Source organism: Thiomonas delicata (assembly GCF_900088825.1).
Taxonomy (GTDB): Bacteria; Pseudomonadota; Gammaproteobacteria; order Burkholderiales; family Burkholderiaceae_C; genus Thiomonas_A; species Thiomonas_A delicata.
Genome location: NZ_LT592170.1, coordinates 1458087 through 1483510 on the forward strand (window position 1 = coordinate 1458087; position 25424 = coordinate 1483510).

Sequence of the window (25424 nt, forward strand, 5' to 3'; positions counted from 1 at the left end):
CAGGTCGAAAGAAGTGATGCCAGGCAGGACAGCGCGCATGTGCGCTGTTATTCACTCGGGCACGGCGTCCGGATTGAGCGCCGCGCCATGAAGCGGCCGACCATGCCGCACATTGGAGCGCAAGTAGCGGGTGCGCGGTTCCACCCGCGGCAGCAGATGCGCCAACTCGGACAAGGCCTGTTGATAGACCTCGCGCTTGAACTCGATCACGCTGTCCAGCGGCATCCAGTAATCGTCCCAGCGCCACGCGTCGAACTCGGGATGGCTGGTCGCGCGCAGGCAGACGTCGCAATCACGGCCCGTGAGCTTGAGCAGGAACCAGATCTGCTTCTGGCCCTTGTAGATGCCCCGGTTGTCGCGACGGAGATATTGTTGCGGCACGTCGTAACGCAGCCAGTTGCGGGTGCGCCCGAGCACATGCACGTGGCAAGGCTTGAGTCCGACTTCTTCGAACAGTTCGCGGTACATCGCCTGCTCGGGATTTTCACCGGCATTGATGCCCCCTTGCGGGAATTGCCAAGAATGCGCGCTGACCCGCTTCCCCCAGAACACCTGGTTCTTGCCGTTGAGCAGGACGATGCCGACGTTGGGACGATAACCCTCGCGGTCCAACATGGCCAATAGCCCTCATCTTTTAGAATCTGGTTTTGATTATAGGCACCAGCCCTCGGTCAGGCAGCGCCTTTTCAGGACCTTGCACGATGCCGGTAGGGTCAGCAAGCTCGAGTTCGAATCGCGGCTCACCGCTCCCTCCTTGTTCGCTTCCCACTTCCAAGCCCATACGTTCCATGCGCGTTTCCAACTTTTTTATATCCACTCAAAAAGAGGCTCCTGCTGATGCCGAGGTGGCCAGCCAAGCCCTCATGCTGCGCGCGGGAATGATCAAGAAATTGGCCGCCGGCCTTTATACCTACATGCCTCTGGGCCTGCGCACCATTCGCAAGGTCGAAGCCATCGTGCGCGAGGAAATGAACCGTGCCGGAGCCATCGAACTGCTCATGCCGGTGGTGCAGCCTGCCGAGCTTTGGCAGGAGAGCGGCCGCTGGGAGAAGTATGGTCCTGAGCTGTTGCGCATCAAGGATAGGCACCAGCGCGATTTCGTGGTCCAACCCACTTCGGAAGAAGTCATCACCGATCTTGCGCGCAGCGAAATCCGGTCGTGGCGGCAATTGCCGGTGAACTTCTATCACATCCAGACCAAATTCCGTGACGAGCGCCGCCCCCGCTTCGGCGTGATGCGCGCGCGGGAATTCGTAATGAAGGACGCCTACTCCTTCGATCGCGATTTCGACGGCGCCCAGCGCAGCTACAGGGTTATGTACGCCGCCTACCAGAACATATTCCAGCGTTTCGGTTTCGAATTCCGCGCGGTTGCCGCCGATTCCGGGGCGATCGGCGGGTCCATGAGCCATGAATTCCACGTCATTGCCGAAACCGGCGAGGATGCCATCGCCTACTGTCCCGATTCGAGCTATGCCGCGAATGTGGAACTGGCGGAAGCCTTGCCGCTGATCCCGGCGCGCCAGGCCCCCGCGGAGGATTTGTGTCGAACCCCGACGCCAGGCGCCGCGAAGTGCGAGGACGTCGCCAGCCTCCTAGGACTGCCCTTGTCGCGCACCGTCAAATCGGTCGTGATGGCGGCCGATACGCGCGGCGACAAGGGCCAAGTGCTGTCGACGCAGATCGTGCTGCTGCTGGTGCGCGGCGATCACGCGGTCAACGACATCAAGGTTTCTAAGCTGCCGGGCATGGCCGATGCGCGCATGGCCACCGAGGCCGAGATCGTGGATGCTTTCGGTTGCAGGCCCGGTTATATCGGTCCCATCGCCACCGCCAAGCCCCTGCGCGTCGTGGCCGACAGGACGGTGGTCAATATGCACGATTTCGTCGTCGGCGCCAACGTCGAGGATTTCCACTACACCGGGGTCAATTGGGGCCGCGACCTTCCGGAGCCCGAGGTCGCCGATATTCGCAATGTCGTGGCCGGCGATCCGAGCCCGGACGGCAAGGGACAACTGGCCATCTGTCGCGGCATCGAGGTCGGACATGTGTTCTACCTCGGCACCAAGTATTCGGCGGCCATGGGTGCCAGTTATCTGGACGAGAACGGGAAGTCGCAGACCCTGGAAATGGGCTGCTACGGCATTGGCATCACTCGCATTCTCGGGGCGTGCATCGAGCAGAACCATGACGCCCGCGGCATGATCTGGCCCGAGGCCATCGCACCGTTTACCGTCGTCATCTGCCCGATCGCCTACGAGCGCAATGCCGCCGTGCGCGAGGCGGCGGACCGGCTGCACGCGCAATTGCAGGAAGCCGGCATGGACGTGGTGCTCGACGATCGCGGCGAGCGCCCGGGGGCGATGTTCGCCGACTGGGAACTGATCGGCGTGCCGCATCGCCTGGTGGTTTCGGAGCGGGGCCTGGCGGCAGGGACGCTGGAATACCAGCACCGGCGCGACGAAGCGCCCACCTCGGTTCGGCTCGACGGCGTCTTGGCGCATCTGCGTCAGCGTTCCCAGAGCTGAGCGCCGTGCGGCCCGTTGCTTTCCTCCGGGGGCGCAGGCCATGAAGAATGGTGTGGGCGTCCGGGCGCTGCGCAGCTTTGCCGTCGGCATCGCCCTGTTCTGTGCGATAGGCGCCGGCGCGGGCTCGGCCTGGGCCGGGGGCCAAAAAGAGGAGCGGCTGTCGGACGCCGTGCGCCTGGCCCTCGCGGCGCAGATCGCCGATCCTTCGCCGCCCAAGCCGCATTTCCGCAGCCCCCAGCACCTGATCGGCTATCTCATGTGGCTGGCGACGGAATCGGCCCGATTGCGCGCACGCATGCCCAACTTCGTCGTGCGCGAGGCGTTTTTGCAGACCGTGTGGTACGAGGCGCATCGCGCAGGACTCGAACCCGCGCTGGTGCTTGGTCTGATCCAGGTGGAAAGCGGATTCAAGAAGTACGCGATCTCATCGGCGGGGGCCATGGGCCTGATGCAGGTGATGCCGTTTTGGACCCGGCAGATCGGCGATGGCGATGTGGAGCGGCTTCTCAATATGCAGATCAACCTGCGATACGGATGCGTCATCCTGCGTCATTACCTCGACGAGGAGCATGGCGACCTGTTCATGGCGCTGGGACGCTACAACGGCTCCCGGGGCCAGGCGGCCTATCCGGACGCGGTGCTGGCGGCGCGCAAGTCGTGGATGGTCGGCAACGGGGGCACGCTGTTCGCCTCCAACAATCATTCTGGGCGCTGATCCGCGAGTGCGGAGCCAGGTAAGGCGCAGCGCCGATCAGCGCCGCGCCGTTCCGGCTCCGCCCATGCGTTGCATCATCTTGAACAGCTTGCCGCCCTTCATCTTTTTCATCATGTCGCGCATCTGCTCGAACTGGCCCAGCATGCGGTTGACGTCCTGCACCTGGACGCCCGCGCCGGTGGCGATGCGGCGCTTGCGCGAGGCCTTGATCAGGTCGGGCTTGCGCCGTTCCTGCGGCGTCATGGAGCAGATGATGCCTTGCATGCGACGCACATCGCGCGAGGCCTTGTCCATGTCGGCCTGACCCGCTCGCGCCTGCATCTCGGCGGGCAGCTTGTCCATCAGGCTCTGCAGGCCGCCCATTTTGTTCATCTGCTGGAGTTGCATGAGGAAGTCGTTGAGATCGAACTGCTCGCCCGACTTCACCTTCTGCGCCAGCTTTTGCGCGGCCTGGATGTCGACACTGCGCTGCGCCTCCTCGACCAGCGCGACCACGTCGCCCATGCCCAGAATGCGGTCGGCCATTCGCGTCGGGTCGAACGCCTCAAGGCCGTCGATCTTCTCGGAGACGCCGGCAAATTTGACCGGCGCGCCGGTGACGTGGTGAACCGATAGCGCCGCGCCGCCGCGCGCATCGCCATCCAACTTGGTCAGCACGATGCCGGTGAGAGGCAGCGCATCATGGAACGCGCGCGCCGTGGCCAGCGCGTCCTGGCCCTGCATGGCGTCCACCACGAACAGGGTTTCAATGGGCGCGAGCGCGGCATGCAGGTCGGCGATTTCGCGCATCATCTCGGCGTCCACGGCAAGCCGGCCGGCGGTATCCACCAGCAGGACATCGATATGGTGCGCACGGGCATGGGCGATCGCGCGCTTGGCGATGTCCAGCGGCTTCTCGTCTGGCGACGAGGGCAGGAACTCGGCGCCGGCCTGTTGCGACACGGTTTGCAACTGGGCGATGGCGGCTGGGCGATAGACGTCGCACGACACGGTCAGCACCTTTTTTTTCTGGCGCTCGATCAGCCACTTCGCCAGCTTCGCCGTCGTCGTCGTCTTGCCGGCGCCTTGCAGGCCTGCCATCAGCACCACGGCGGGAGGCTGCACGGCGAGGTTGAGCCCGACAGCGCCCGGCCCCATCAGCGCCGCGAGTTCCTTGTGGACCACGCCCACCAGCGCCTGGCCAGGAGACAAGGAGCCGACGACTTCCTGGCCCAGAGCCTTGTCCTTGACCCGCGCGGTGAATTCGCGCACCACGGGCAGGGCGACGTCGGCCTCGAGCAGGGCGAGCCGAACCTCGCGCAGCATGTCGGCAACATTCGCTTCGGTGATGCGCGCCTCGCCGCGAATCGTCTTGACGACGCGGGACAAGCGCTGGGTCAGATTGTTGAGCATGCGTGTTCGGGGTTGGGAGGTGGGGCCGCCCGGTGCGGGCAAGGCTGCGTCATGCCGGGGCGGCTAGGAGGCGGCGCGGGTCGCCGGATGGCTGCAGGGGGCGGGCCAGAGTGGCGAGACCCTCGGTTAAACTCGAAACATGTGGATTTTAGTCAACGGTGCGGCTTTCGCACTCTACCTGCTGGCTTCGTTCTTGGCCCGCCCGCGCGGTCCGCGGTCTGCCGCGGTCGCCGCTCCCGCCATGCCGGCATATCGCGATGCGGCAACGGTCGCGATGCTGTTGGCCTGGGTTGCGCATTCCGGCACCTTCATTCTGGTGCTCAGGGGGCTGCACGATCCCGATTTCGGTTTTGCTCCCGCGCTGTCGCTCACCTTCTGGCTGGTTGCGGCGGTGTATTGGATTGAAAGCCTGTACTACCCGTTGCAGGGTTTGCGGGCCTGGATTTGCCTGCTGGCGGCCATTTCCCTGCTGCTGACCTGGATCTTTCCGGGCGACCGGCCGACCCCAACGGGGGCGGGCGTGGCCTTCGCCCTGCACTGGGCCATGGGGATCGCAGCCTACGGGCTGTTCGGCGCGGCCGTGCTGCATGGACTCATGTTGTGGTCGGCCGAGCGCGCCTTGCACCGGCGCCGGCCGACCTTGGCTGGCCTGGGTCCGGCATTGCCCCTGCTGACGCTGGAGAAGCTGACCTATCGTCTCGCAGCCTTGGGTTTCGCGCTTCTCACGGCTTCGCTGGTGTTCGCCGTGAGTTTCAGCGAAAAACTGTTCGGTCACGCTTTTGAGTTCAATCATCAGACGGTTTTCGCGGTCGCGTCCTGGTTGCTGTTCGCGGTGTTGCTGTTGGGGCGCGGCATGTTGGGTTGGCGGGGTCGCCAGGCTTTGCGTTGGTTGTTCTCCGGTTCGGCCCTTTTGCTGCTGAGCTATGTGGGCTCCCGGTTCGTGCTTCAGGTCATCCTGCACCGATGAAGTACCTCGTTCTGTTCGTGGTGGTGATCGTCGGACTGATGGTGTTCAAGAGAAGCCAGCAGCGCCCGATCCACCGCACAGGCAAGCGCAAGGCGCTTGCGCCGCCCGAGCCCATGCACGCCTGCCAGCACTGCGGGGTTCACGTCCCGGCGAGTCGCTGCGTCTGGAAGGGCGAGCGGCCGTATTGCTGCTCCGAACATGCCCGCCTGGGCTGAATCGCGCGGTCGGTCCACCGAGGCGGACAGCGGATTCGCCTACCCGCGATCGGCCTCGGATTCCGGTCAATCCCGACACTTGCTCGACCGCTTGATCTCAGGCGCCGCGCCGAGCCGCGAGCGCTTGCGCGCATTCCGGCTGCTGGGTGGGGCAAGACTGGTGATGGGGGTCATCCTGCTGGGGTGGTTCGTGTTGATGGCGCTCACCCAGGTCCGCGGCTTCAACCCCCTGGGCATGCGGGTGGCCTCCGCCTATGTCGTGCTGGTCGTGCTGCAACTCGGTTTCAGCCTGATCACGTCGCGAGGTTTTGCCTGGCAAGTGCTGGCCGCCGTGTGCTCCGACCTGCTTGGCTACGCGGCGCTGCAGTTTCTCGCTGGCCAGCCTTCGCGCGAATTCGTGCTCAGCTACACGCTGCCCGTTCTGGCCGCGGGCGTCTATGGCAACTTGCGTTTCACGCTGGCCACGGCGGCAGCGGTGACGTTGGTCCTGCTGTCGCAGGCTTTCCTGATGCTGACCGAGCCGGCCGGCCTGGCCGATCCGCAATTCCTCGGCGCTGGCTTCGTCGGCGCGGCCTATTTCGCCATGGGACTGCTCGCCTGGCAGCTATCCCAGCGCCTGGTGCGGCAGGAACAACGCGCGCGCAGTAGCGAAGTTCGCGCGAACCGGCAGCAGGCCATCAATCGCCACGTCCTGCTGGAGCAGCCCGACGGCGTGCTCGTCCTCGACTCGGCATTGCGCGTGGAAGCGGCGAACCCCGCCGCCATGCGCATGCTGGGCCTGCGCGACAAGGATGTGTCCGAATTCGAGCGTGCGGGCCTGGCCACCTATCCTGGCGCGCGCGTGCTGGCCGACGCGGTGCGCCGGCAGGACGCGTCCGGGAAGGTGCAGCAGCCGGTGATGTTCGACGGCGCCGACGGATTGCGTTTGCAGGCACGCGTGCAACTTCTGCGCCAACTTCCAGGCGGGCATGGCTATGTGGTGTTCGTACAGGACTTGCGCGAGATCAGCCACCAGATTCAGCAGGACAAACTCGCCGCGCTGGGCCGGCTTGTGGCTGGGGTGGCGCATGAAATCCGCAATCCGCTCGGCGCCATTGCGCAGGCCAATCAGCTTGCCGCCGAGGCAGGACTGAGCGAGGAGCAGCGTCAGCGTATGTCGGCCTTGATCGCGCAGAATGTGGACAGGCTCAATCGCATCGTCGAAGACGTTCTCGATCTTGGGCGCTCGTCCGCACGCGAAGGCGTCGAGCTTCAGCCCATGCGCCTGCTGCGTGAACTGGCTTTCGAATTCGGCCACGACACACCCGGGCGCATCGAGCTTATGGCCGACGACGAGGCGGCCATCATGCATTTCGACCCGCAGCATCTGCGCCGGGTGCTTGTGAACCTGCTGAGCAACGCACGACGTTTTGCCAGCAATCGCCACGGCGCCATTCGCATTCGCCAGCGGGGCGTCGGAGGAGTGAAGGAAATCAGCGTGGCCAACGACGGGCCGGTGGTGGCGGCGCCGCTGCGCGCGCAATTGTTCGAGCCTTTTTTCACGACGGACAGCCGTGGCACCGGACTGGGTCTGTATATTTCCCAGGAACTGTGTTCCCGGTATGCGGCGCGTTTGGAATACCGGGTGCGGCGAGAACACGAGCCCAAGGCGTTTGGCGAGTTCGTCATCTTCGCCATGGCCGCCGAACCGCCTGTGCGAGCTGGCGAGACCTGACTGCCATGAGGCGGCCCGCGCAGCGCTGCATGTGAATCGATGTTCTGACGACGAAACATCCTATGCCTGAAGCAGCAACACCGATACGCATTCTGGTCGTCGATGACGAACCCGATCTGCGCGAGCTTTACACCCTGACCCTGGTGCGGGAGGGCTGGGAGGTGGAGGAGGCGGCCAGCGTGGGCGAGGCGCGTGCCCGCATGGCGCAGCAGGGCTTCGACGTGGCCATCGTGGACATGCGCCTGCCCGACGGCGAGGGACTGGACATCCTGGCCTGGGCTGCCGCGCAGCGCCGCGCCGAACGCATCGTCATGGCCACCGCTTACGGCAACGCGGCCACCGCCGTGCAGGCGCTGAAGATGGGCGCGTTCGACTATCTGACCAAGCCGGTCGATTTGCGCCAGCTACGCCAGGTTGTGCGATCCGCGCTTGCTCAAGGTGCCGCTGCCGGCTCACTGGACCGGCAGGCGTCGGCATTGCTGGCGATGGTGGGCGATTCCGCCCCGATGCTTGCCGTGAAGGACACCCTGCGGCGCGCGGCGCGCGGCATGGCGCCGGTCCTCATCCAGGGCGAATCCGGCACCGGCAAGGAATTGGCCGCGCGTGCCGTGCATGAACTCAGCAACCGTGCGGCAGGGCCTTTCGTTCCCGTGAATTGCAGTGCCATACCCGAGCATCTGCTTGAGGCGGAGTTCTTCGGCTATCGCAAGGGCGCGTTTACTGGGGCTCTAGCCTCGCATGACGGTTTTTTCGCCGCGGCGGCGGGGGGCACGCTGTTCCTGGACGAACTGGGCGAATTGCCTTTGTCCATGCAGGCCAAGCTCTTGCGCGCAGTGCAGGAGCGCAAGGTCCGCGCTCTGGGCGAAATCGCCGAAACGCCGGTGGACGTGCGCCTGGTCAGCGCCACCCATCGCGACCTGCAACGCTGCGTGGCCGAGGGCACGTTCAGGCAGGATCTGTATTACAGGCTCAATGTCATCGGCGTGACGCTTCCGCCGTTGCGTGAACGGCTCGACGATCTGCCGCAACTCGTCGAAGCCCTGCTCGGCCGCATCCGGACCGATCACGGCCGGCCGGGCTTGCGCCTGAGCCAGGATGCCCTGCAGCAATTGCGGCTGCATGCTTTCGCCGGCAATGTGCGCGAGCTGGAAAACCTTCTGCACCGCGCGACCGCGCTGGCTGCGACGGACCTCATCGGGCCGCAGGACTTGGACCCGCCCGCGGAGATGCAGCCGCCGCTGTACGGGGCCGTCGCGGCCCCGCCCGGGCATGGTGGAACTGGTTGGACGCAGCCCCCGGCGCGCCGTGACGCCGGCACGCAACCCGTTGCGGCCTGGGCGCCCCCAGCGCTGCCGCTGGAGCTGTCGACCTATCTGGACCAGATCGAGCGCAACATCTTGCTCGAGGCCCTGCGCCGGACTCGCTTCAACCGAACCGCGGCGGCACAGTTGCTCGGGTTGAATTTGCGGCAGATTCGCTACCGCATGGAGCGCCTCGACATCCGCGACGAGGGCGCCGCTTCTGAGTCTTACGATGAGCCGCGCTAAGGGGCGTGGCGATGGGGCCGCAGGCGCCTTGTTCGATCAGGGCTGGTATCGCCACGCGTTGCGTCGTCCTTCGCCACATTGGGATGCCCGGCCTGCCGGGGTCGATGCGGACTTGCTCGTGCTGCACAGCATCTCGCTGCCGGCGGGCGAGTTCGGCGGCGGGTTCATCGATGATTTGTTTCTCGGCGCGCTCGACCACCGGGCCCGGCCCGAATTCGCCGAGCTGGAGGGGTTGCGTGTTTCGGCGCATTTCCTCATCCGGCGCGATGGAGCCTTGTTGCAGTATGTGTCGTGTGACCAGCGCGCCTGGCATGCAGGGGCATCGTCCTTCCGGGGGCGAGCCCGCTGCAATGACTTCAGCATTGGCATCGAACTCGAAGGCACCGACGCCATGCCATTCGAGCCGGCGCAATACGACAGCCTCGTCGCGCTCGTTTCTGCGCTGATCCAGGCCTATCCCATCAAGGCCATGGCTGGACATTCCGATATCGCGCCGGGCCGCAAGACGGATCCCGGTCCTCTTTTCGACTGGCCGGTCATACGCCGCGCAAGCGGCCTTGCTGCGTCGGCCTTTCCTTCGCACGAAGGCTAGGGCCTGTTCACCCACGGGCGATCTTTCACGCCCGTTCGGGGTGCAAATGCCAGTACGGCAGCATGCTCCGAACCACTTGATTGTGGATAAGGCTGTGCAAAGCCTGTGAGCAGGGTTTGCGCTAGCTATGGGGTCTTGCTATCCATCCAAACGCTAGATATAGTGCAAACAAGGGTTGTGCGCGCAGGTTCGAAATGGATTCCAAATCAGTGTCCCCAACTGTTTTCCGGTCCCGCTGCCGTCAGCGTCTGAGTTTCCCAAACCCAGTCTGCGCCAGACCCCACCCAACATTCGTTTCAACGTCAATTTGCCGTCGAGCGTCCCCACGATGGCGTTTGGCGTGACCATCTAGCCTTAGGAGATCTTGCGTGAACCTCGTCCCATCCCCGCTCGCCGCCGATTCACAAGCCTCCGTCCTCCGGCAGCCCGTCGGCGACGACGCGAACACGCCGCAACACTATGCCGACTACAAGATCATTCGCCGCAACGGTGCGGTGGTGGGGTTCGAGCCGGCCAAGATCCAGATCGCGTTGACCAAGGCCTTTCTTGCCGTGCAGGGTGGACAGAGCGCGGCGTCGGCCAGCATGCGCGAGCAGGTCGAGGAACTCACCCAGGCGGTGGTGCGTGCGTTGCTGCGCAGCCGTCCGGGCGGGGGAACCTTTCATATCGAAGACATCCAGGATCATGCCGAACTGGCGTTGATGCGCGCTGGCCAGCACGAGGTGGCGCGTGCTTATGTGCTTTACCGTGAACGTCGTGCGCAGGAGCGCGCGAGGCACAAGCAGGAGACTGCGGTCCCGGCCGTGCAAACCCTGCATGTCACCGACGATGGCGTGCGCAAGCCGCTGGACCTGGCCGCCCTCGACGACCTGATTCGCTCGGCCTGCGCCGATCTCGGCGCCGAGGTCAGACCCGAACCCATCCTGGCCGAGACCCAGCGCAATCTCTATGACGGCGTGCCCATGGCGGAGGTGTACAAGGCCGCCATCCTCGCCGCGCGCACGCTGATCGAAAGCGACCCCGGCTACGCCAAGGCCACGGCACGCTTGCTGCTGCACACCATCCGCAAGGACGTGCTGGGCGAGGAGGTCGTGCAGGAACACATGGCGGCGCGCTATCCCGAGTACTTCCCGCAATTCATCAAGGAAGGCGTCGGCCTGGAATTGCTCGATGAGCGCCTTGCCCAGTACGATCTGGCCCGCCTGGGCGCTGCGCTCAAACCGGAGCGCGATCTGCAGTTCGACTACCTCGGCCTGCAGACCCTGTACGACCGCTATTTCCTGGCCAACCGCGCCGACACCCGGCACAACAAGGACGGTCGCCGCATCGAATTGCCGCAGGCTTTTTTCATGCGCGTGGCCATGGGCCTGGCGCTCAACGAGATCGACCGCGAGACGCGCGCCATTCAGTTCTACGAAGTGCTGTCCAGCTTCGACTTCATGTCCAGCACGCCAACCCTGTTCAATGCGGGCACGCGCCGCTCACAGCTCTCCAGTTGCTATCTCACCACGGTGGCCGACGACCTCGATGGCATTTACGAGGCCATCAAGGAGAACGCCCTGCTGTCCAAGTTCGCCGGCGGGCTGGGCAATGACTGGACCCAGGTGCGCGCCCTGGGCAGCCATATCAAGGGCACCAACGGCAAATCCCAAGGCGTGGTGCCCTTCCTCAAGGTGGTCAACGACACCGCCGTGGCCGTGAACCAGGGCGGCAAGCGCAAGGGGGCGGTGTGCGCCTATCTGGAAACCTGGCATCTGGACATCGAGGAATTTCTCGAACTGCGCAAGAACACCGGCGACGACCGCCGCCGCACCCACGACATGAACACCGCCAACTGGGTGCCCGACCTGTTCATGAAGCGCGTGATGGAAGGAGGCAACTGGACGCTGTTCTCGCCCTCCGACGTGCCCGACCTGCACGACAAGTTCGGGCTGGCTTTCGAACAGGCATACCTGCGCTACGAGGAGAAGGCGGCGCAAGGCGAGATCAAGCTGCACAAGAGCATTCCCGCGGCGCAGCTGTGGCGCAAGATGCTGACCATGCTGTTCGAAACCGGACATCCCTGGATCACGTTCAAGGACGCCTGCAATGTGCGCAGCCCGCAGCAGCATGTGGGCGTGGTGCACTCGAGCAATCTGTGCACGGAGATCACCCTCAATACCAGCGCGACCGAGATCGCGGTGTGCAACCTCGGGTCCGTCAACCTCGTGGCGCATCTCAAGCAAGGCCCCGATGGCGGCTACGTGCTTGACCACGACAAGCTCCGGCGCACCGTGTCCACGGCGATGCGCATGCTCGACAACGTCATCGACATCAACTATTACGCCGTGGCCAAGGCCCGCAACTCGAACCTCAAGCACCGGCCGGTGGGACTGGGCATCATGGGCTTCCAGGATTGTCTGCATCTGGCGCGCATCCCCTACGCCTCGCAGCAGGCCGTGGAATTCGCCGACCGCTCGATGGAGGCCGTGTGCTATCACGCCTACTGGGCGTCTACCGAACTTGCGCAGGAGCGCGGGCGCTACAGCAGCTATCCAGGCTCCTTGTGGGACCAGGGCATCCTGCCGCACGACACGCTGAAACTTCTCGCCGAGCAACGTGGCGGTTACGTCGACATCGATGCATCCGCCAGCCTCGATTGGGACGCGCTGCGTGCGCGCATCCAAACCCATGGCATGCGCAACTCCAATTGCGTGGCCATCGCACCCACCGCGACGATCTCCAACATCATCGGCGTGGACGCCTGTATCGAGCCGACCTTCCAGAACCTGTATGTCAAGTCCAATCTGTCGGGAGAGTTCACCGTGGTGAATCAGTACCTGGTGCGCGATCTCAAGGCGCGTGGACTGTGGGACCAGGTCATGCTCGCCGACCTGAAGTATTTCGACGGCAGCGTGCAGCCCATCGATCGTATTCCTGCCGATCTCAAGGCGCTGTATGCGACGGCGTTCGAAGTCGACCCGCAGTGGATCATCGAGGCGGCAGCGCGACGCAGCAAGTGGATCGATCAGGCGCAGTCGCTCAACATCTATATGGCTGGAGCTTCGGGCAAGAAACTCGACGAAACCTACAAACTCGCCTGGCTGCGCGGTCTGAAGACCACCTATTACCTCCGCACCATGAGCGCCACACACGCGGAAAAGTCCACCGTCAAATCCGGCCGACTCAATGCCGTGCCGCAAGCTGCGGGCGGCGCGCAACATATGCAGGCCTCATCGGTTGCGGCCCCGGCGGTGGAGCCGCCGACGGCTGGAAGCGATATCAAGTTCTGCGCCATCGATGATCCAACTTGCGAGGCTTGCCAGTAAGCCCAACATTTGTCATGGAGCATGGTTTCGTCGCCATAGCGCCTTGCCGTTGGTTTTGCGCGTCATGCTGCAGCGATGAAGCGCGATATCCGCGCCGATTTCGTGCTCCGCATATTGAATGTATGTCATAAACATCTGATAATTCAAAGAAGGAAAAGCCATGCTGAGTTGGGAAGAAAATACTGAAAGCGCAAGCGCGCCCATGGCGCGTGGGTCATCCGCTTTTTCGCCCGCCAAATCGTCCATCAATTCGTCCGCCATTTCACTCGCATCTTTGTCTGCGTCTTCCCCGGCCGCGGAAGAGGGGGTAGGACGGCCCTTGTTCCAAACCCTCTCCGGCAGCGCATCCGCGGGCGCCGTCCAGCACGGTGTATTGGGCGCCCTGAACGCGCCAGGCACGGCGGATGTATACAGCCAAAGAGCCTCGTCCACGGGCCGGGTTCAGGTCGAGGACAAGCGCATCATCAATTGCCGCGTCGATGTCAATCAACTGGTCCCTTTCAAGTACAAGTGGGCCTGGGACAAATACCTGTCGTCCTGCGCCAACCACTGGATGCCGCAAGAAATCAATATGTCGCGGGACATCGCTTTATGGAAGGATCCCAACGGCTTGACAGAGGACGAGCGTCGCATCGTCAAGCGCAATCTGGGTTTTTTCGTCACCGCCGACTCGCTTGCCGCCAACAATATCGTGCTTGGCACTTATCGGCATATCACCAACCCGGAGTGCAGGCAGTTCCTGCTGCGGCAGGGCTTCGAAGAGGCGATCCACACCCACGCCTACCAGTACATCGTCGAATCATTGGGTTTGGATGAGGGTGAAATATTCAATGCTTACCATGAAATTCCGTCGATTCGCAATAAAGACGAATTTCTCATCCCCTTCATCGACACCCTCACGAATCCCGAGTTCCGAACCTCCGCCTTCGGGGGATCCGAGCGCAACGATCAGGAGCTTCTGCGCTCCATCATAGTTTTTGCTTGCCTCATGGAAGGATTGTTCTTCTATGTCGGCTTCGCCCAAATTTTGTCCATGGGGCGCCAGAACAAGATGACGGGAGCGGCGGAGCAGTATCAATACATCCTGCGCGATGAATCCATGCATTGCAATTTCGGCATTGACGTGGTCAACCAGATCAAACTCGAAAACCCGCATCTCTGGACCCGCACGTTCAAGGACGAAATCACGGCGCTATTCCATAAGGCTGTTGACCTCGAGTATGCCTATGCCGAGGACACCATGCCGCGAGGGGTATTGGGGCTCAACGCCTCCATGTTCAAGGGTTATTTGCGTTTTATTGCCAACCGGCGCGCCCAGCAGATCGGGCTGGACGCGATTTTCCCGAACGAAGAGAATCCGTTCCCATGGATGAGCGAAATGATCGATCTGAAAAAGGAACGTAATTTCTTCGAAACCCGCGTGATCGAGTACCAGTCGGGCGGAGCCCTGTCCTGGGAATAATCGAGGCCGACTTTCGGCATCGACTCCCGAAACACACCATGACTATCAAGCCTTTAGGACGGACAACTTGAAGGGCTGTGATTTAAGGCCTGGGATGCAAATCGGTGGAATACGTTCCGCCGGGATCTTCCATCCCCGCTTCAGGATGATGCGCGGTGTTGGTGCTTTGTCCTTCGTTTCTCGTCTTATTGCGGCCCGCGTCGTGACGGGTTTTCTTCGCATGGACCGCGGCGGCGCCGCCGCCGGTTCCCTGGGTTCAAAGACAAGATCCGACAATTCTGGTGTTCATGCAACCCACCTGTCGGAAACCCCAACATTCATCGAAACGCCAACGCAAATCTTGCGTTTCGTGAGTGGCCCCTGGCAAGCCAGCGCTGGTTTGTCGGGGGTTGTGCACATCGGTGCATTTGCAAATGTCCCGTATCGGAAACTGCCGGGAGGCAGGACCATGAGGAGCTTTGGATGCAATGGATGTGAATGAATTTCAATAACACTTGATCAAGGAGAATCCAAATGGCAACTGCAATGAAGAAACCCGCGGCGAAGAAGGCTGCTCCGGCGAAGAAGGCTGCTCCGGCGAAGAAGGCTGCTCCGGCGAAGAAGGCCGCTCCGGCGAAGAAGGCCGCTCCGGCGAAGAAGGCCGCTCCGGCGAAGAAGGCCGCTCCGGCGAAGAAGGAGCCCGCTCCTGCTGCGAAGACGGCGCTTAGCCCTCAGGCAGCCTGGCCGTTCCCGACCGGCGACAAGCCTTAATCGAGCCTGCCACCGTGAAAACCTGGGCCTAGTGCCCAGGTTTTTTTACGCATGCGAGTCGAGTACCCATCATGGTTGCGCGCCGCTGAAACCAAGACGATTGTGTGCGTGGCTGCCCAACCCGGCGCTAAGACGACAGCGTTGGTCGGTCTGCACGCCGGGGCGCTGCGTGTACGCATCGCGGCTCCAGCGCTGGATGGCCGCGGCAACGCTGCCTTATGTGCCTGGTTGGCCGAGACCTTGGCCCTAGCGCGTCGCGATGTCAGCATCCTGCGCGGGGAGAAATCACGTCGTAAACAGTTGGCCGTGGCCATGTCCGCGGAAAGCGTGGCGAGCATCCTCGAGCCCCTGGTGGACATGGCGCAGAACGCGCACCGTCGGCCATGAGCAGGCCGGACCATGCAAGATTGCGAGGAGCTGCGCTGGCGCGATCGGCGTCGCGGCATGCCCAACTGTTCCAATAGGCAGCTTCGCCAGCGCCGCGACATACGCCGAGGGTCGTTCCGCAGCTTCGCTTTTTCAACTCCGCCGTAACAACCTACAGAGCACGAGCATGAGTATCAAATCCGATCGTTGGATCCGCCGCATGGCCCAGGAGCACGGCATGATCGAGCCTTTCGAGCCGCAGCAGGTCAGACATGCGGCAGATGGGCACCGCATCGTCAGCTACGGCACCAGCAGCTACGGCTATGACATCCGTTGTGCTCGTGAATTCAAGGTGTTCACCAACATCTACAGCACAGTGGTGGATCCGAAGAATTTCGACGAACGCAGCTTCGTCGATATCGAGGCCGATGTGTGCATCATCCCGCCCAACAGTTTTGCCCTGGCGCGCACGGTGGAGTACTTCCGCATTCCGCGCAATGTGCTGACCATCTGCCTGGGCAAGAGCACCTATGCGCGCTGCGGCATCATCGTCAACGTCACGCCCTTCGAGCCCGAGTGGGAGGGTTATGTGACGCTCGAGTTCTCCAACACGACACCCTTGCCGGCCAAGATCTATGCGGGTGAGGGCTGCGCCCAGGTGCTGTTCTTCGAAAGCGACGAGGTTTGCGAGACCAGCTACAAGGATCGAGGCGGAAAGTACCAGGGGCAGAAGGGGGTCACCCTGCCCAAGACTTGACAATCAAGCCGCGCGCCGGGACCGCACCATCCAAGCCGAATGGACCATGGCGGTGCGCTCGTGTAGCGCTGACGGATTCAGCCGGCGAGCTCGGCGCGCAGCCGGGCAATTTGGGCGCGAACTTGTTGCGGGGCGGTTCCGCCCAAGATGTTGCGTGATTGTGCCGAACCATGCAGGGTCAGGACCTCGAATACATCAGCCTGTACCGCGGGATGCAGGCGCTGCAGTTCGGCGAGGCTGAGCTCGCTCAGGTCGCAGCCGTGCTGCGTGCAGTCGCGCACGGCATGCGCCACGACCTCGTGCGCATCGCGGAAGGGCAGGCCTTTTTTCACCAGGTAGTCGGCCAGGTCGGTTGCGGTGGCATAGCCCCTGCGCGCGGCTTTCTCCATGGCTTCGCCGTTGACACGGATGCCACGCACCATGTCGGCGAACAGGGTGAGCGTGTCCAGCAGGGTATCGGCCGTGTCGAACAGGGGTTCCTTGTCTTCCTGATTGTCCTTGTTGTAGGCCAGCGGCTGGCCCTTCATCAGCACCAGCAGGGCGCTGAGATGGCCGACCACGCGTCCGGTCTTGCCGCGCGCCAGCTCGGGCACGTCCGGGTTCTTCTTCTGCGGCATGATGCTCGAGCCGGTGCAATAGCGATCGGGCAGGTCGATGAAGCCATAGGCGGGCGACATCCACAGCACGAGTTCCTCGCTGAGGCGCGAAACATGCACCATGATCAAGCTGGCCGCGGCGCAGAATTCGATGGCGAAATCGCGGTCGCTGACCGCATCCAGAGAGTTCTGGCTGATGGCTTCGAAGCCCAGCTCGCGGGCGACGCTGGCGCGGTCCAGCGCATAGCTTGTACCGGCCAGCGCGGCTGCCCCCAACGGCAGTCGATTGACCCGGCGGCGGCAGTCCGCGAGGCGCTCGGCATCGCGCCCGAACATTTCCACATAAGCCAGCAAATGGTGGCCGAAGGTCACGGGTTGGGCGACCTGCAGATGGGTGAAACCGGGCATGATGGTGTCGGCGTTCGCCTCCGCCACGTCGACCAGGACCGCGCGCAGGGCGCGCAGCACTGCCTGGATCCGGTCGATCGCGTCGCGCAGCCACAGGCGAATGTCGGTGGCCACCTGGTCGTTGCGGCTGCGACCGGTATGCAGGCGTTTGCCGGCATCGCCGACGAGTTGGGTCAGACGGGCCTCGATGTTGAGGTGCACGTCCTCCAGTTCGAGCTTCCAGTCGAAGCGGCCGGCGGCGATGTCTTCCGCGATCAGGCCCATCCCGCGTTCGATGTCGGCAAGGTCCTGGCTGCTGATGATGTGTTGGGCAGCCAACATGCGCGCGTGCGCAAGCGAGCCCTGGATGTCAAATCGCGCCAGACGCTTGTCAAACCCGACGGAAGCCGTGTAGCGTTGCACAAGCGCGTCGACCGGCTCGGAGAAAAGGGCCGACCAGGCCTGCTGCTTACGGTCGAGAGATGAACTCATGGATATGGGAATGGCGACGGACAGCGGAGGATTGTATTGAGCACGGGCCGCAAGACGGAGTCCGGCCCGCACAGCCAGCTGGCCGGCCCCCCGACCAGCATGTGGCCGGTGGAGGGTTCCAGGGAGGATGCGGGACGGGCCGCAAGCGCGGCGGCGCCATTGCCTGATGCCTGCAATGCCGGCACGGCGATTCGCGCCTACATGCTGGTGAATGCCGTGGTGGTGTTGCTGGCCCTCGCTGCCGGGCCCAGGCCGGCGCAATGGTGGGGGCCACTGCTGCAGGGGCTGGCCGTGGCCGAGCCGGCCGCGGCCATCTGGCTCAGCTTCATGTGCCTGTCGCGCCGCAGGTGGCGCCGGCTGGGCGCGAGCATGCGCGTGGCGGTCGGCGTGGGGGCGGGGGCCGCGGCGGGCTGGATGGCCCAGGCCCTGGTCGGCTCGGTGCTCGCGGCGGGTGAAGGCGGGGGTCTGCCGGACTGGCGCAGCGCCCTCGTGGGGGCCGCGTTGGCGGCGGTTTTCCTGCACTATCTGAGCCTGCGCGCCCAGGCGCTCACACCGGCCACGGTGCAGGCCCGGTTGGCCGAATTGCAGGCGCGCATCCGCCCGCACTTCCTGTTCAATGCCCTCAACGCGGCGAGTGCCCTGGTTCGTGAGCAACCCCTGCAAGCCGAGCAGGTGCTGGACGATCTGGCCGAGTTGTTTCGTGCCACGGTCAGCCGCCCCGGCACCCTCAGCACGGTGGCGGAGGAGGTGGACCTGGCGCGGCGCTATCTGGGCATCGAGGCGGTGCGCTTCGGCGAGCGCATGCAGGTGCGCTGGGCCGTCGAACCCGGTCTGGAAGGTCTTCGCATTCCGGCCCTCACCTTGCAGCCGCTGGTGGAAAATGCGGTGCGCCACGGGGTCGAATCGTGCGCAGGGCCGTGCCATATCGATGTGTGGGTCTCGCCGCGCGCCGGCATGCTGGAAATCGGCGTGGTCAACGACTACGCGCCGCGCGACGGCAGCGCCGGCCAGGGAACGCGCGTGGCACTGGCCAATATCACCCAACGCCTGCGTCTGCTCTACGACATCACCGCCGATCTGCGCCACGGCCGTGTCGAGGGCCTGGATCCGCCGCGCTACCGCGTTCGCATCCGCTTGCCCCTGTGAGACTATGAAGATCCTGATCGTCGACGATGAACCCCTGGCGCGTACGCGCCTGCACCGACTGCTCGATGAATTGCCCGAATGTGCGTCGAGTCGCATCGACGAGGCCGGGGACGTGGACAGTGCTCGGCAGCTGATGCGCGTGGGGAGCTACGAACTGCTGCTGCTCGACATCCAGATGCCGGGTGCCAGCGGCCTCGACTTCGCGGCCGATCTGGTACGCAGACGTCCCCACGCCGCGGCGTTGCCGGCGGTGGTGTTCGTCACGGCGCACGACGAACACGCGCTCGCCGCTTTCGACCACGGCGCGGTCGACTATCTGACCAAGCCCGTACGCCGCGAACGTCTTGCACAGGCCCTGGAACGCGTGGGGCCCCTCGTGGCGCGGGCGCGCGCGCAAGGCGGGGGCACGGCAGGCGCGGCCAACGACGCCCCGGCTTTATCCGTGGTCGAGCGCGGCGCCCTCTTGCGCGTCCCGCTGGCGGAGGTTCTGTACTTTCGCTCCGACAACAAGTACACCCTGCTACGCACCGCCACGCGGCATCATCTGATCGACACCGCGCTCGGCGAGCTCGAGCAGCGCTATGCCGGTCGTTTCGTGCGCACCCACCGCAGCGCCCTGGTCGCGGTGGATGCCATCGCCGGACTCGAGCGCGAGGCTTCGCATGCTTGCACGGTGGGCGATGACAACGCCGATTGGGTGGTGCGGGTGCGGGGCCTGTCCGAAACCCTGCCGATCAGTCGCCGTCAGCTGCCCGTGCTGCGCGGTTTGCTGCGCCAGTCTTGAGGCGTGGCCTCAGACGATCAATGTCGACAAGGCGACCGCGCCGAACAGCAGGCAATAGATGCCGAACGGGCGCAGGGCCTTCACCTCGTGGCCATGGAACCAGCGCATCAGAAACCAGGTCGACAGCCAGGCGCATACGCCCGACAACACGCCCGCGAGCACGATGGTGCCCAGCAGTTCGTGCGGCACCCCGGCATGCAGCAGCTTGGGTACTTCCAGCAGACCGGCGGCGGCGATGATGGGCGTGGCCAGGAGGAAGGAGAAGCGCGCCGCAGCCTCGTATTCCAGCCCAACGCCGAGGCCGGCCACCAGGGTTGCCCCCGAGCGTGAGAAGCCCGGAATCAGCGCCAGGGCCTGGGCTGCCCCCACCAGCAGTGCGCGCTTGTAGCCCAGCGCGGAAAGATCGCGTGTGGCGCGGCGGTTTTTCCAGAAGTCGCCCAGCACCAGCATCACGCCGTTGAGCATCAGCGCCACGGCAGCGAAGGTGAAGCCGCCGAACAAGGCTTTGATCTTGTGCGCCAGCAGCAGGCCCAGCAGCCCTGCGGGAATGCTGCCGACCACGAGCAGCCACAGCAGTCTGGCTTGTGGGTTGCCGGTGCCGCCCTTGGCGTTGAGCCAGCCGCCGATGAGTTGCACCCAGTCGCGCCAGAAATACAGCAGCAGGGCGAGGGCAGTGCCCAGGTGCAGGACCACGACGAAAGGCAGGAACCAGTCGGCCTCGCGGTCGATCGGCCAGTGGAACAAGGCTGGAACCAGAATGCTGTGCCCCAGGCTGGAGATGGGAAAGAGTTCGGTCACGCCTTGCAGCGCGGCCATGGCCAGCAGATAGACGGATGAATGCATGCATGCTCCCGGAATGCGAGCGGCTCTCCTGTCGAGCCGAGCCGGCATTCTTGCAGTTCCCGATGACGGCGTGAGTTTTTTCACGTTTTGGCGGTTTATTTCGGCGCGCACCTGGTCCGACACGGATTCGTCATCAAGCCCCAATACTGTACGGAGCAAGTCCTTTGAGCCCCACAGGAGTTGTTCATGACCCCCACCAAAACCGACAAGGCCCACGACGAACTGAAGCATCGCGGGCATGGACTCACACCGGTCGAGCGCCAGATCCTCATCCTGTGCAACGGGACGCGGCAACTGGCCGAAATCACCGCGCTGATGGGGCCGCAGGCGGCCGCGCAGGTGCAGCATCTGACCGAGCGGGGGTTTCTGCGCGCGCGCACCCAAGCTGCGCCAGACGCGGAGTCGAACCCCAGGCGCGCGGCACGTGGAACGGGGGCCGCCTCCGGGAGTGAGGTGCCGGCGGGCAAGACTTCGGCGCCGGCACCGCGGCGTTCGCTGGTGATGGCGCGCATGTATCTGTTCGACATGATGGAGCGCATCCTCGGCCAGCAAAGCGATGTGGTGCGGCAGCATCTTCGCGCCGCGGCGACGCAAGATCAGCTTGCCGTGGCCATCGTCGACTGCCTTCAGTTGCTGGTCGAGCTTGCCGAGCCGAGCGTGGCCTTGCGCGTGGCGAATCAGTTGGCCGAGATGCTTCCGCTCGACCAGCCCCAGATCATCACCCGCGTCCAGGCCTTGGCGCGTCCGCTCGGTGTGGCGGCCTGAGGCTTGACGAGCGGGCGGCGCGGCAGCCGGCTCGTGTGGCGAAAAGACGCCACTTTGTCATGCATGGTTGCAACCGTGTGATCCCGCTCACGAGGCGCACTGAGCAGGATCAAATTGTGTGCATATCGTCAAGCCGGGTTGGCAATGGTCGGGGATCGGGCGCTCCGGCTCCCTATAATCGCAGGCTTCGAGTCGTTCCCTTCCTTTCAATGACCTTGTCAAGCCTGCGATGAAAAAGCTGATATTTGCGGTCTCGCTCTTGCTTGCTGCCAGTGCGCAAGCCCAAACCGTCTCGGGTGATGCGGCGGCTGGCAAAAGCAAAACCTTCATGTGCGAAGGTTGCCACAACATGGGCGGCGGCTATAAAACCGCCTTCCCCGACGTATACGACGTTCCCATGCTCAACGGGCAAAGCGCCGGCTATATCGTGCAGGCTCTGCAGGACTACCGTAGCGGTGCGCGCCGCAACCCCACCATGAAAGCCATCGCCAGTTCCCTGACCGACAAGGAAATGGCCGACATCGCCGCCTATTACGCACTGCCCAAGGGCCAGAGCGCCAAGTGAGGACCGCCCAGATGAACCGACTGCTCGCAAAACTGTCCCTCTTGGCCACGACCGCGGCCGCCGCCCTGGTTTTCGCCGGACCGGTCCATGCCGCCGACATCAAGAAGGGTGAGGCCCTGGTCAACAAGGGTGGCTGCATCGCCTGCCACGGCGCCGGCCTCGACAAGCCGATCGCGCCCAACTACCCCATCATTGCCGGACAGTACGCCTCGTACCTGTTCCACGCCATGCAGCAATACCAGACCAAGCACCAGACCCCGCTGTACGGGCGCAACAATCCCATCATGAGCGGTGTCATGGCGCAGTTCAGCACCCAGGATCTGAAAGACATCGCCGCCTACGTGTCCAGTCTCAAGGGCCCGCTCTACATCCGCGACGAAGTGCATTGAGCGGCCATCAACCGGGGCTCAGGCCTCGGCATGAAAAAACCGCCCTTTGGGGCGGTTTTTTCATGGGCTGGCGGCGGTGAGCCGGCAGGAGCGGCCGTTCAGGCTTGCGGACGCAGCAGGTCGAGCAGGCTGCGCGCCACGACCTTGGTGGCGCGGCGCAGATCGTCCAGGGCCAGGTTCTCATCAGCGCGCTTGGCGTTGGATTCAAGAATCGTGCGCGGGCCGGCGCCGTAGATCACCGCCGCAATCCCGCGTGCTGCATACAGGCGGACGTCCGTGTAAAGCGGCGTGCCACGCTCGGGCGGGGTGGCGCCGAACACGGCCTGAGCATGACGTTGGATGACGCGCACCAGTTCGGCGCTCTCGGGACGCGGCCTGAGGGCCGAGGCCAGCAGGAGCCGGCGCAGGTCCACGCGCACGGCCATGCCCGCCGCAGCGGTGGCGATGGTGGCGCGGATCTCGGCTTCCACGCGCACGGGATCTTCCTCGGGAATCATGCGTCGGTCGAGCCGGAACACCACTTCGCCCGGCACGACATTGGTGTTGGTGCCGCCGGCGATCGTGCCGACGTTCAGATAGGGGTGACCGATGCCGGCGATGCCCGATTGCACCTGCGCATACCGGCTGTTCAGCCCATACAGCGCCTGCAAGATGCGCACGGCGGCCTGCAGTGCGTCCACCCCGGTCTGCGGAACGGCTGCGTGTGCCATGCGCCCATGGACCGTCACCTCCATCTGCAGGCAGCCGTTGTGCGCGGTGACCACTTCGTAGCTGAAGCCGGCGGCGATCAACAGATCGGGGCGGGTGAGCCCCTGTTCGAGCAGCCAGCCGGGACCGAGCTCGCCGCCGAATTCCTCGTCGTACGTGAAATGCAGTTCCACGCTGCCGGCCAGTTCCACGCCCAGGGCCTTGAGCGCGAGGAGGGCATAGGTGTAGGTGGCGAAGTCGCTTTTGCTCACGGCCGCGGCGCGGCCGTAGAGCTTGCCGTCCACGATGTCGCCGCCGTAGGGGTCGTGGGTCCAGCCGGGCCCGGGCGGGACCACGTCGCCATGCGCGTTGAGAGCGATGGTGCGGCCCGGGCCGAAGCGCTCCCGCACGATCAGATTGGTGATGCTCTGCAGCCCGCATGCGCGTACCTGCGCGGCCGGGACGGGGTGGCGCTCGACGCGCAGCCCCAGGGCCTCGAGGCGTTCCGCCGTGCACGCGGCATGGGGCGCGTTGTCGCCGGGCGGCGTGTCGGTCGGTACGCGAACCAGGGCCTGCAGCAGGCGCACCTGGGCGTCGAAATGCGCATCGACCCAGCGGTCGATGGCGTCGAAGTCGGTCGCGGGGGTCAGCATGGGGGGGCGGCGAGGTCGTCGAGCAGACGGTTGAAGGCGGCGCAGGCGAGATGCAGATCGTCCGCCGTGCTCGATTCGAGCGGGTTGTGGCTGATGCCGGCGTTCTCGCCGCGCACGAACAGCATGGCCTGGGGCAGCGTCGCGTGCAGCTTCATCGCGTCGTGCCCCGCCCCGCTGGGCAGGCGATGCAGCGGCAGGCCCAGCGCCTGCACGGCGCGTTCCCAGCGCGCCTGCCATGCGGGGTCGCTGGGCGCGGCGCGCTCGCGCATGGTCTCTTCGAGCGTGAAGCGCAGGCCGCGGCGGGAACAGATGGCCATCAGTTCCGCGCGCACGTCGCCCAGCAGGCTGTCGCGCTGCGCATCGCTCGGGGCACGCAGGTCCAGACTGAAGCGGCAGCGCCCCGGCACAACGTTGATCGATCCGCCCGGCACGTCCAGCATACCCATGGTCGCCACCGCATCGCCGTCGGCGGCGGCGCGGCGTTCCATGTACAGCGCAAGCTCGGCCGCTCCGCAGGCCGCGTCGCGGCGCTGGCGCATCGGGGTCGTGCCGGCGTGGCTGGCCAGACCGCAGATCTCGCCGACGCAGCGCACATTGGCATTGATCGAGGTGACGATGCCGAGCGGCAGGTCCAGCGCGCTCAGCACAGGGCCCTGTTCGATGTGAACTTCGATGAAACCCAGATAGCGTGCCGGGTCGCGCCTGAGCGCGGCGACGGCGTCCAGGCTGGCGGGCAGGCCGGCATGGAGCATGGCGTCGCGCATGGTCATGCCCGCGGCGTCCCGCTGCTCCAGCCACGCGGGGGCGAACGCGCCGACCAGCGCGCCCGAGCCGAGGAACGCGGTTTTGTAGCGCTGCCCCTCCTCCTCGGCAAAGGCGACCACCTCGATGCCATAGGGCAGGCGCCGCCCCGCGCGGCGCAGTTCGCGCACGCAGACCATGGGAATGAGAATGCCGATGCGGCCGTCGTATTTGCCGGCGTTGCGCACCGTGTCGTAGTGGCTGCCGGTGAGCAGGCGGCGGGCCTGAGGATCGCTGCCGTGATAAAGGCCCACGACATTGCCGACCGCGTCGATGGCGACGTCGTCGAAGCCGCAGTCCAGCATCCAGGACTGGATGTCGTGCGCGCAGGCCCGGTGCGCGTCGGTGAGGTAGGTCGCCGTGAGCTGGCCCTTCGCGGCCCACTCGGGTTCACTGTGGGCAGCCAGGGCCTCGCACCAGTCCCACACCGCGTTGCCCAGCGCCGGTTCGAAGCCGAACTTTGGGTTCAGCCGGATTTCGGCGATGCGGTGGATCTGGCGCAGGCACTCGGCGAATTCGACGTCGTCAGGGTTGTGCAGACGGCGTTCGAGCGCCGCGATGATCTGTCCGCGCGTCAGGCCCGTGCCGCGTGGCCCGCGCACCGCAAGGATGAAGGGGCAGCCGAAGCGGGCCGAATACGCGGCGTTGAGGTCGCGGAGCTGCGCGAATTCCTCGGGCGAGCAATGTGCGAGGCCTGCGCGGCCCTGCTCGTCGAGCGATTCCGGCGTGAGGTCGCCAGCCAGCGCGGCCTTCCCGGCAAGTTCGGGATGCGCGCGGACGAGCGCAAGTTGCTGCTCGTGGCCTGCCTCCCGCACTGCGCGCACCAGCGCCTGCTTGAGCGCCGCCAGCGAGGCGAAGGGGCGCAGGTCCCAGGCGCGCTCGGCGATCCACGGCGAATGCTCGTACACGCCGGCGAGCTTGGCGATGAAATCCCCGCGCGGCGCCGCATTGAGTTTGGCGAGCAGTTCGCCGCCGTCTTCGGATATCGCGCCACCGGACATGT

At 64.7% G+C, this 25424-nt stretch carries 23 protein-coding genes and 1 pseudogene; 17 read left to right on the forward strand and 7 right to left on the reverse strand.

Annotated features, from left to right (window positions below):
• Nucleotides 1-51: 51 nt before the first annotated feature.
• Nucleotides 52-615, reverse strand: a complete 564-nt coding sequence (locus tag THIARS_RS06995; protein WP_094159984.1) for an RNA pyrophosphohydrolase — start codon at nucleotides 613-615, stop codon at nucleotides 52-54.
• Between the two features lie 173 nt (nucleotides 616-788).
• On the opposite strand from THIARS_RS06995, the gene THIARS_RS07000 reads away from it, so the two are divergent.
• Nucleotides 789-2528, forward strand: a complete 1740-nt coding sequence (locus THIARS_RS07000; RefSeq protein WP_094159985.1) for a proline--tRNA ligase — start codon at nucleotides 789-791, stop codon at nucleotides 2526-2528.
• Nucleotides 2529-2568: 40 nt separating this feature from the next.
• On the forward strand, nucleotides 2569-3243 hold the full coding sequence (locus THIARS_RS07005) for a transglycosylase SLT domain-containing protein (protein WP_094159986.1): 675 nt from the start codon (nucleotides 2569-2571) through the stop codon (nucleotides 3241-3243).
• Between the two features lie 36 nt (nucleotides 3244-3279).
• On the opposite strand, the gene ffh is transcribed toward THIARS_RS07005, so the two are convergent.
• Nucleotides 3280-4635 (reverse strand): signal recognition particle protein, encoded by a 1356-nt coding sequence (ffh, locus tag THIARS_RS07010; protein ID WP_094159987.1) that lies wholly within the window; start codon nucleotides 4633-4635, stop codon nucleotides 3280-3282.
• 241 nt (nucleotides 4636-4876) lie between these two features.
• Here ffh and THIARS_RS07015 point away from each other — a divergent pair, with 241 nt between their 5' ends.
• The 6 genes from THIARS_RS07015 (at nucleotide 4877) to THIARS_RS07040 (ending at nucleotide 12978) form a co-directional block, all read left to right on the forward strand.
• Nucleotides 4877-5602: a cytochrome C assembly family protein gene (locus THIARS_RS07015; RefSeq protein ID WP_245845615.1), complete on the forward strand. Its 726-nt coding sequence runs from the start codon at nucleotides 4877-4879 to the stop codon at nucleotides 5600-5602.
• Complete coding sequence (locus THIARS_RS07020; protein WP_094159989.1) at nucleotides 5599-5817, forward strand: PP0621 family protein; 219 nt, start codon at nucleotides 5599-5601, stop codon at nucleotides 5815-5817. The genes THIARS_RS07015 and THIARS_RS07020 overlap by 4 nt, the downstream gene beginning before the upstream one ends.
• Nucleotides 5801-7531, forward strand: a complete 1731-nt coding sequence (locus tag THIARS_RS07025; RefSeq protein ID WP_094159990.1) for a sensor histidine kinase — start codon at nucleotides 5801-5803, stop codon at nucleotides 7529-7531. Before THIARS_RS07020 ends, THIARS_RS07025 begins: the two co-directional genes overlap by 17 nt.
• A 62-nt stretch (nucleotides 7532-7593) precedes the next feature.
• Nucleotides 7594-9078 (forward strand): sigma-54-dependent transcriptional regulator, encoded by a 1485-nt coding sequence (locus tag THIARS_RS07030; RefSeq protein WP_094159991.1) that lies wholly within the window; start codon nucleotides 7594-7596, stop codon nucleotides 9076-9078.
• A complete protein-coding gene (ampD, locus tag THIARS_RS07035) occupies nucleotides 9065-9670 on the forward strand; it encodes a 1,6-anhydro-N-acetylmuramyl-L-alanine amidase AmpD (RefSeq protein WP_094159992.1) in 606 nt (201 codons plus the stop codon). The genes THIARS_RS07030 and ampD overlap by 14 nt, the downstream gene beginning before the upstream one ends.
• A gap of 368 nt (nucleotides 9671-10038) precedes the next feature.
• Nucleotides 10039-12978: a ribonucleoside-diphosphate reductase subunit alpha gene (locus THIARS_RS07040; RefSeq protein WP_094159993.1), complete on the forward strand. Its 2940-nt coding sequence runs from the start codon at nucleotides 10039-10041 to the stop codon at nucleotides 12976-12978.
• 12 nt (nucleotides 12979-12990) lie between these two features.
• On the opposite strand, the gene THIARS_RS18575 is transcribed toward THIARS_RS07040, so the two are convergent.
• Nucleotides 12991-13239, reverse strand: coding sequence for a hypothetical protein (locus THIARS_RS18575; protein WP_186436640.1), 249 nt, complete (start codon nucleotides 13237-13239; stop codon nucleotides 12991-12993).
• On the opposite strand from THIARS_RS18575, the gene THIARS_RS07045 reads away from it, so the two are divergent.
• The 4 genes and pseudogenes from THIARS_RS07045 to dcd all read left to right on the forward strand — a co-directional run bounded on the left by THIARS_RS07045 (nucleotide 13139) and on the right by dcd (nucleotide 16313).
• Nucleotides 13139-14440 carry a ribonucleotide-diphosphate reductase subunit beta gene (locus THIARS_RS07045; RefSeq protein WP_094159994.1) on the forward strand — a complete coding sequence of 434 codons (1302 nt, stop codon included), beginning with the start codon at nucleotides 13139-13141 and terminating at the stop codon, nucleotides 14438-14440. The genes THIARS_RS18575 and THIARS_RS07045 overlap by 101 nt on opposite strands.
• Nucleotides 14441-14962: 522 nt before the next feature.
• Nucleotides 14963-15190, forward strand: a pseudogene (locus THIARS_RS07050) (histone H1); the annotation flags it as partial.
• Nucleotides 15191-15298: 108 nt separating this feature from the next.
• On the forward strand, nucleotides 15299-15577 hold the full coding sequence (locus tag THIARS_RS07055; RefSeq protein WP_222423039.1) for a DUF167 domain-containing protein: 279 nt from the start codon (nucleotides 15299-15301) through the stop codon (nucleotides 15575-15577).
• Between the two features lie 166 nt (nucleotides 15578-15743).
• Nucleotides 15744-16313 (forward strand): dCTP deaminase, encoded by a 570-nt coding sequence (gene dcd / locus THIARS_RS07060; RefSeq protein ID WP_094159997.1) that lies wholly within the window; start codon nucleotides 15744-15746, stop codon nucleotides 16311-16313.
• A 77-nt stretch (nucleotides 16314-16390) separates the two neighbouring features.
• Here dcd and argH read toward each other — a convergent pair whose 3' ends face one another.
• Nucleotides 16391-17788, reverse strand: a complete 1398-nt coding sequence (gene argH, locus THIARS_RS07065) for an argininosuccinate lyase (RefSeq protein WP_094159998.1) — start codon at nucleotides 17786-17788, stop codon at nucleotides 16391-16393.
• A gap of 36 nt (nucleotides 17789-17824) precedes the next feature.
• Between argH and THIARS_RS07070 the strand changes: the two genes are divergently transcribed.
• Nucleotides 17825-18934 (forward strand): sensor histidine kinase, encoded by a 1110-nt coding sequence (locus THIARS_RS07070; RefSeq protein ID WP_245845618.1) that lies wholly within the window; start codon nucleotides 17825-17827, stop codon nucleotides 18932-18934.
• A gap of 4 nt (nucleotides 18935-18938) precedes the next feature.
• Entirely contained in the window at nucleotides 18939-19718 is a 780-nt protein-coding gene (locus THIARS_RS07075; protein WP_094159999.1) for a LytR/AlgR family response regulator transcription factor, read from the forward strand.
• Nucleotides 19719-19727: 9 nt separating this feature from the next.
• On the opposite strand, the gene THIARS_RS07080 is transcribed toward THIARS_RS07075, so the two are convergent.
• Complete coding sequence (locus tag THIARS_RS07080; RefSeq protein ID WP_094160000.1) at nucleotides 19728-20561, reverse strand: undecaprenyl-diphosphate phosphatase; 834 nt, start codon at nucleotides 20559-20561, stop codon at nucleotides 19728-19730.
• A 186-nt stretch (nucleotides 20562-20747) separates the two neighbouring features.
• Here THIARS_RS07080 and THIARS_RS07085 point away from each other — a divergent pair, with 186 nt between their 5' ends.
• The 3 genes from THIARS_RS07085 (at nucleotide 20748) to THIARS_RS07095 (ending at nucleotide 22280) form a co-directional block, all read left to right on the forward strand.
• On the forward strand, nucleotides 20748-21326 hold the full coding sequence (locus tag THIARS_RS07085; protein ID WP_141202350.1) for a hypothetical protein: 579 nt from the start codon (nucleotides 20748-20750) through the stop codon (nucleotides 21324-21326).
• A 229-nt stretch (nucleotides 21327-21555) separates the two neighbouring features.
• Nucleotides 21556-21891: a c-type cytochrome gene (locus THIARS_RS07090; RefSeq protein WP_094160002.1), complete on the forward strand. Its 336-nt coding sequence runs from the start codon at nucleotides 21556-21558 to the stop codon at nucleotides 21889-21891.
• An 11-nt stretch (nucleotides 21892-21902) separates the two neighbouring features.
• On the forward strand, nucleotides 21903-22280 hold the full coding sequence (locus THIARS_RS07095) for a c-type cytochrome (RefSeq protein WP_094160003.1): 378 nt from the start codon (nucleotides 21903-21905) through the stop codon (nucleotides 22278-22280).
• Nucleotides 22281-22378: 98 nt separating this feature from the next.
• Here the strand turns inward: THIARS_RS07095 and THIARS_RS07100 are convergent, their stop codons facing one another.
• Nucleotides 22379-23620: a M20/M25/M40 family metallo-hydrolase gene (locus tag THIARS_RS07100; RefSeq protein ID WP_094160004.1), complete on the reverse strand. Its 1242-nt coding sequence runs from the start codon at nucleotides 23618-23620 to the stop codon at nucleotides 22379-22381.
• Nucleotides 23614-25422, reverse strand: a complete 1809-nt coding sequence (uraD, locus tag THIARS_RS07105; RefSeq protein ID WP_094160005.1) for a 2-oxo-4-hydroxy-4-carboxy-5-ureidoimidazoline decarboxylase — start codon at nucleotides 25420-25422, stop codon at nucleotides 23614-23616. Before uraD ends, THIARS_RS07100 begins: the two co-directional genes overlap by 7 nt.
• Between the last annotated feature and the right edge of the window lie 2 nt (nucleotides 25423-25424).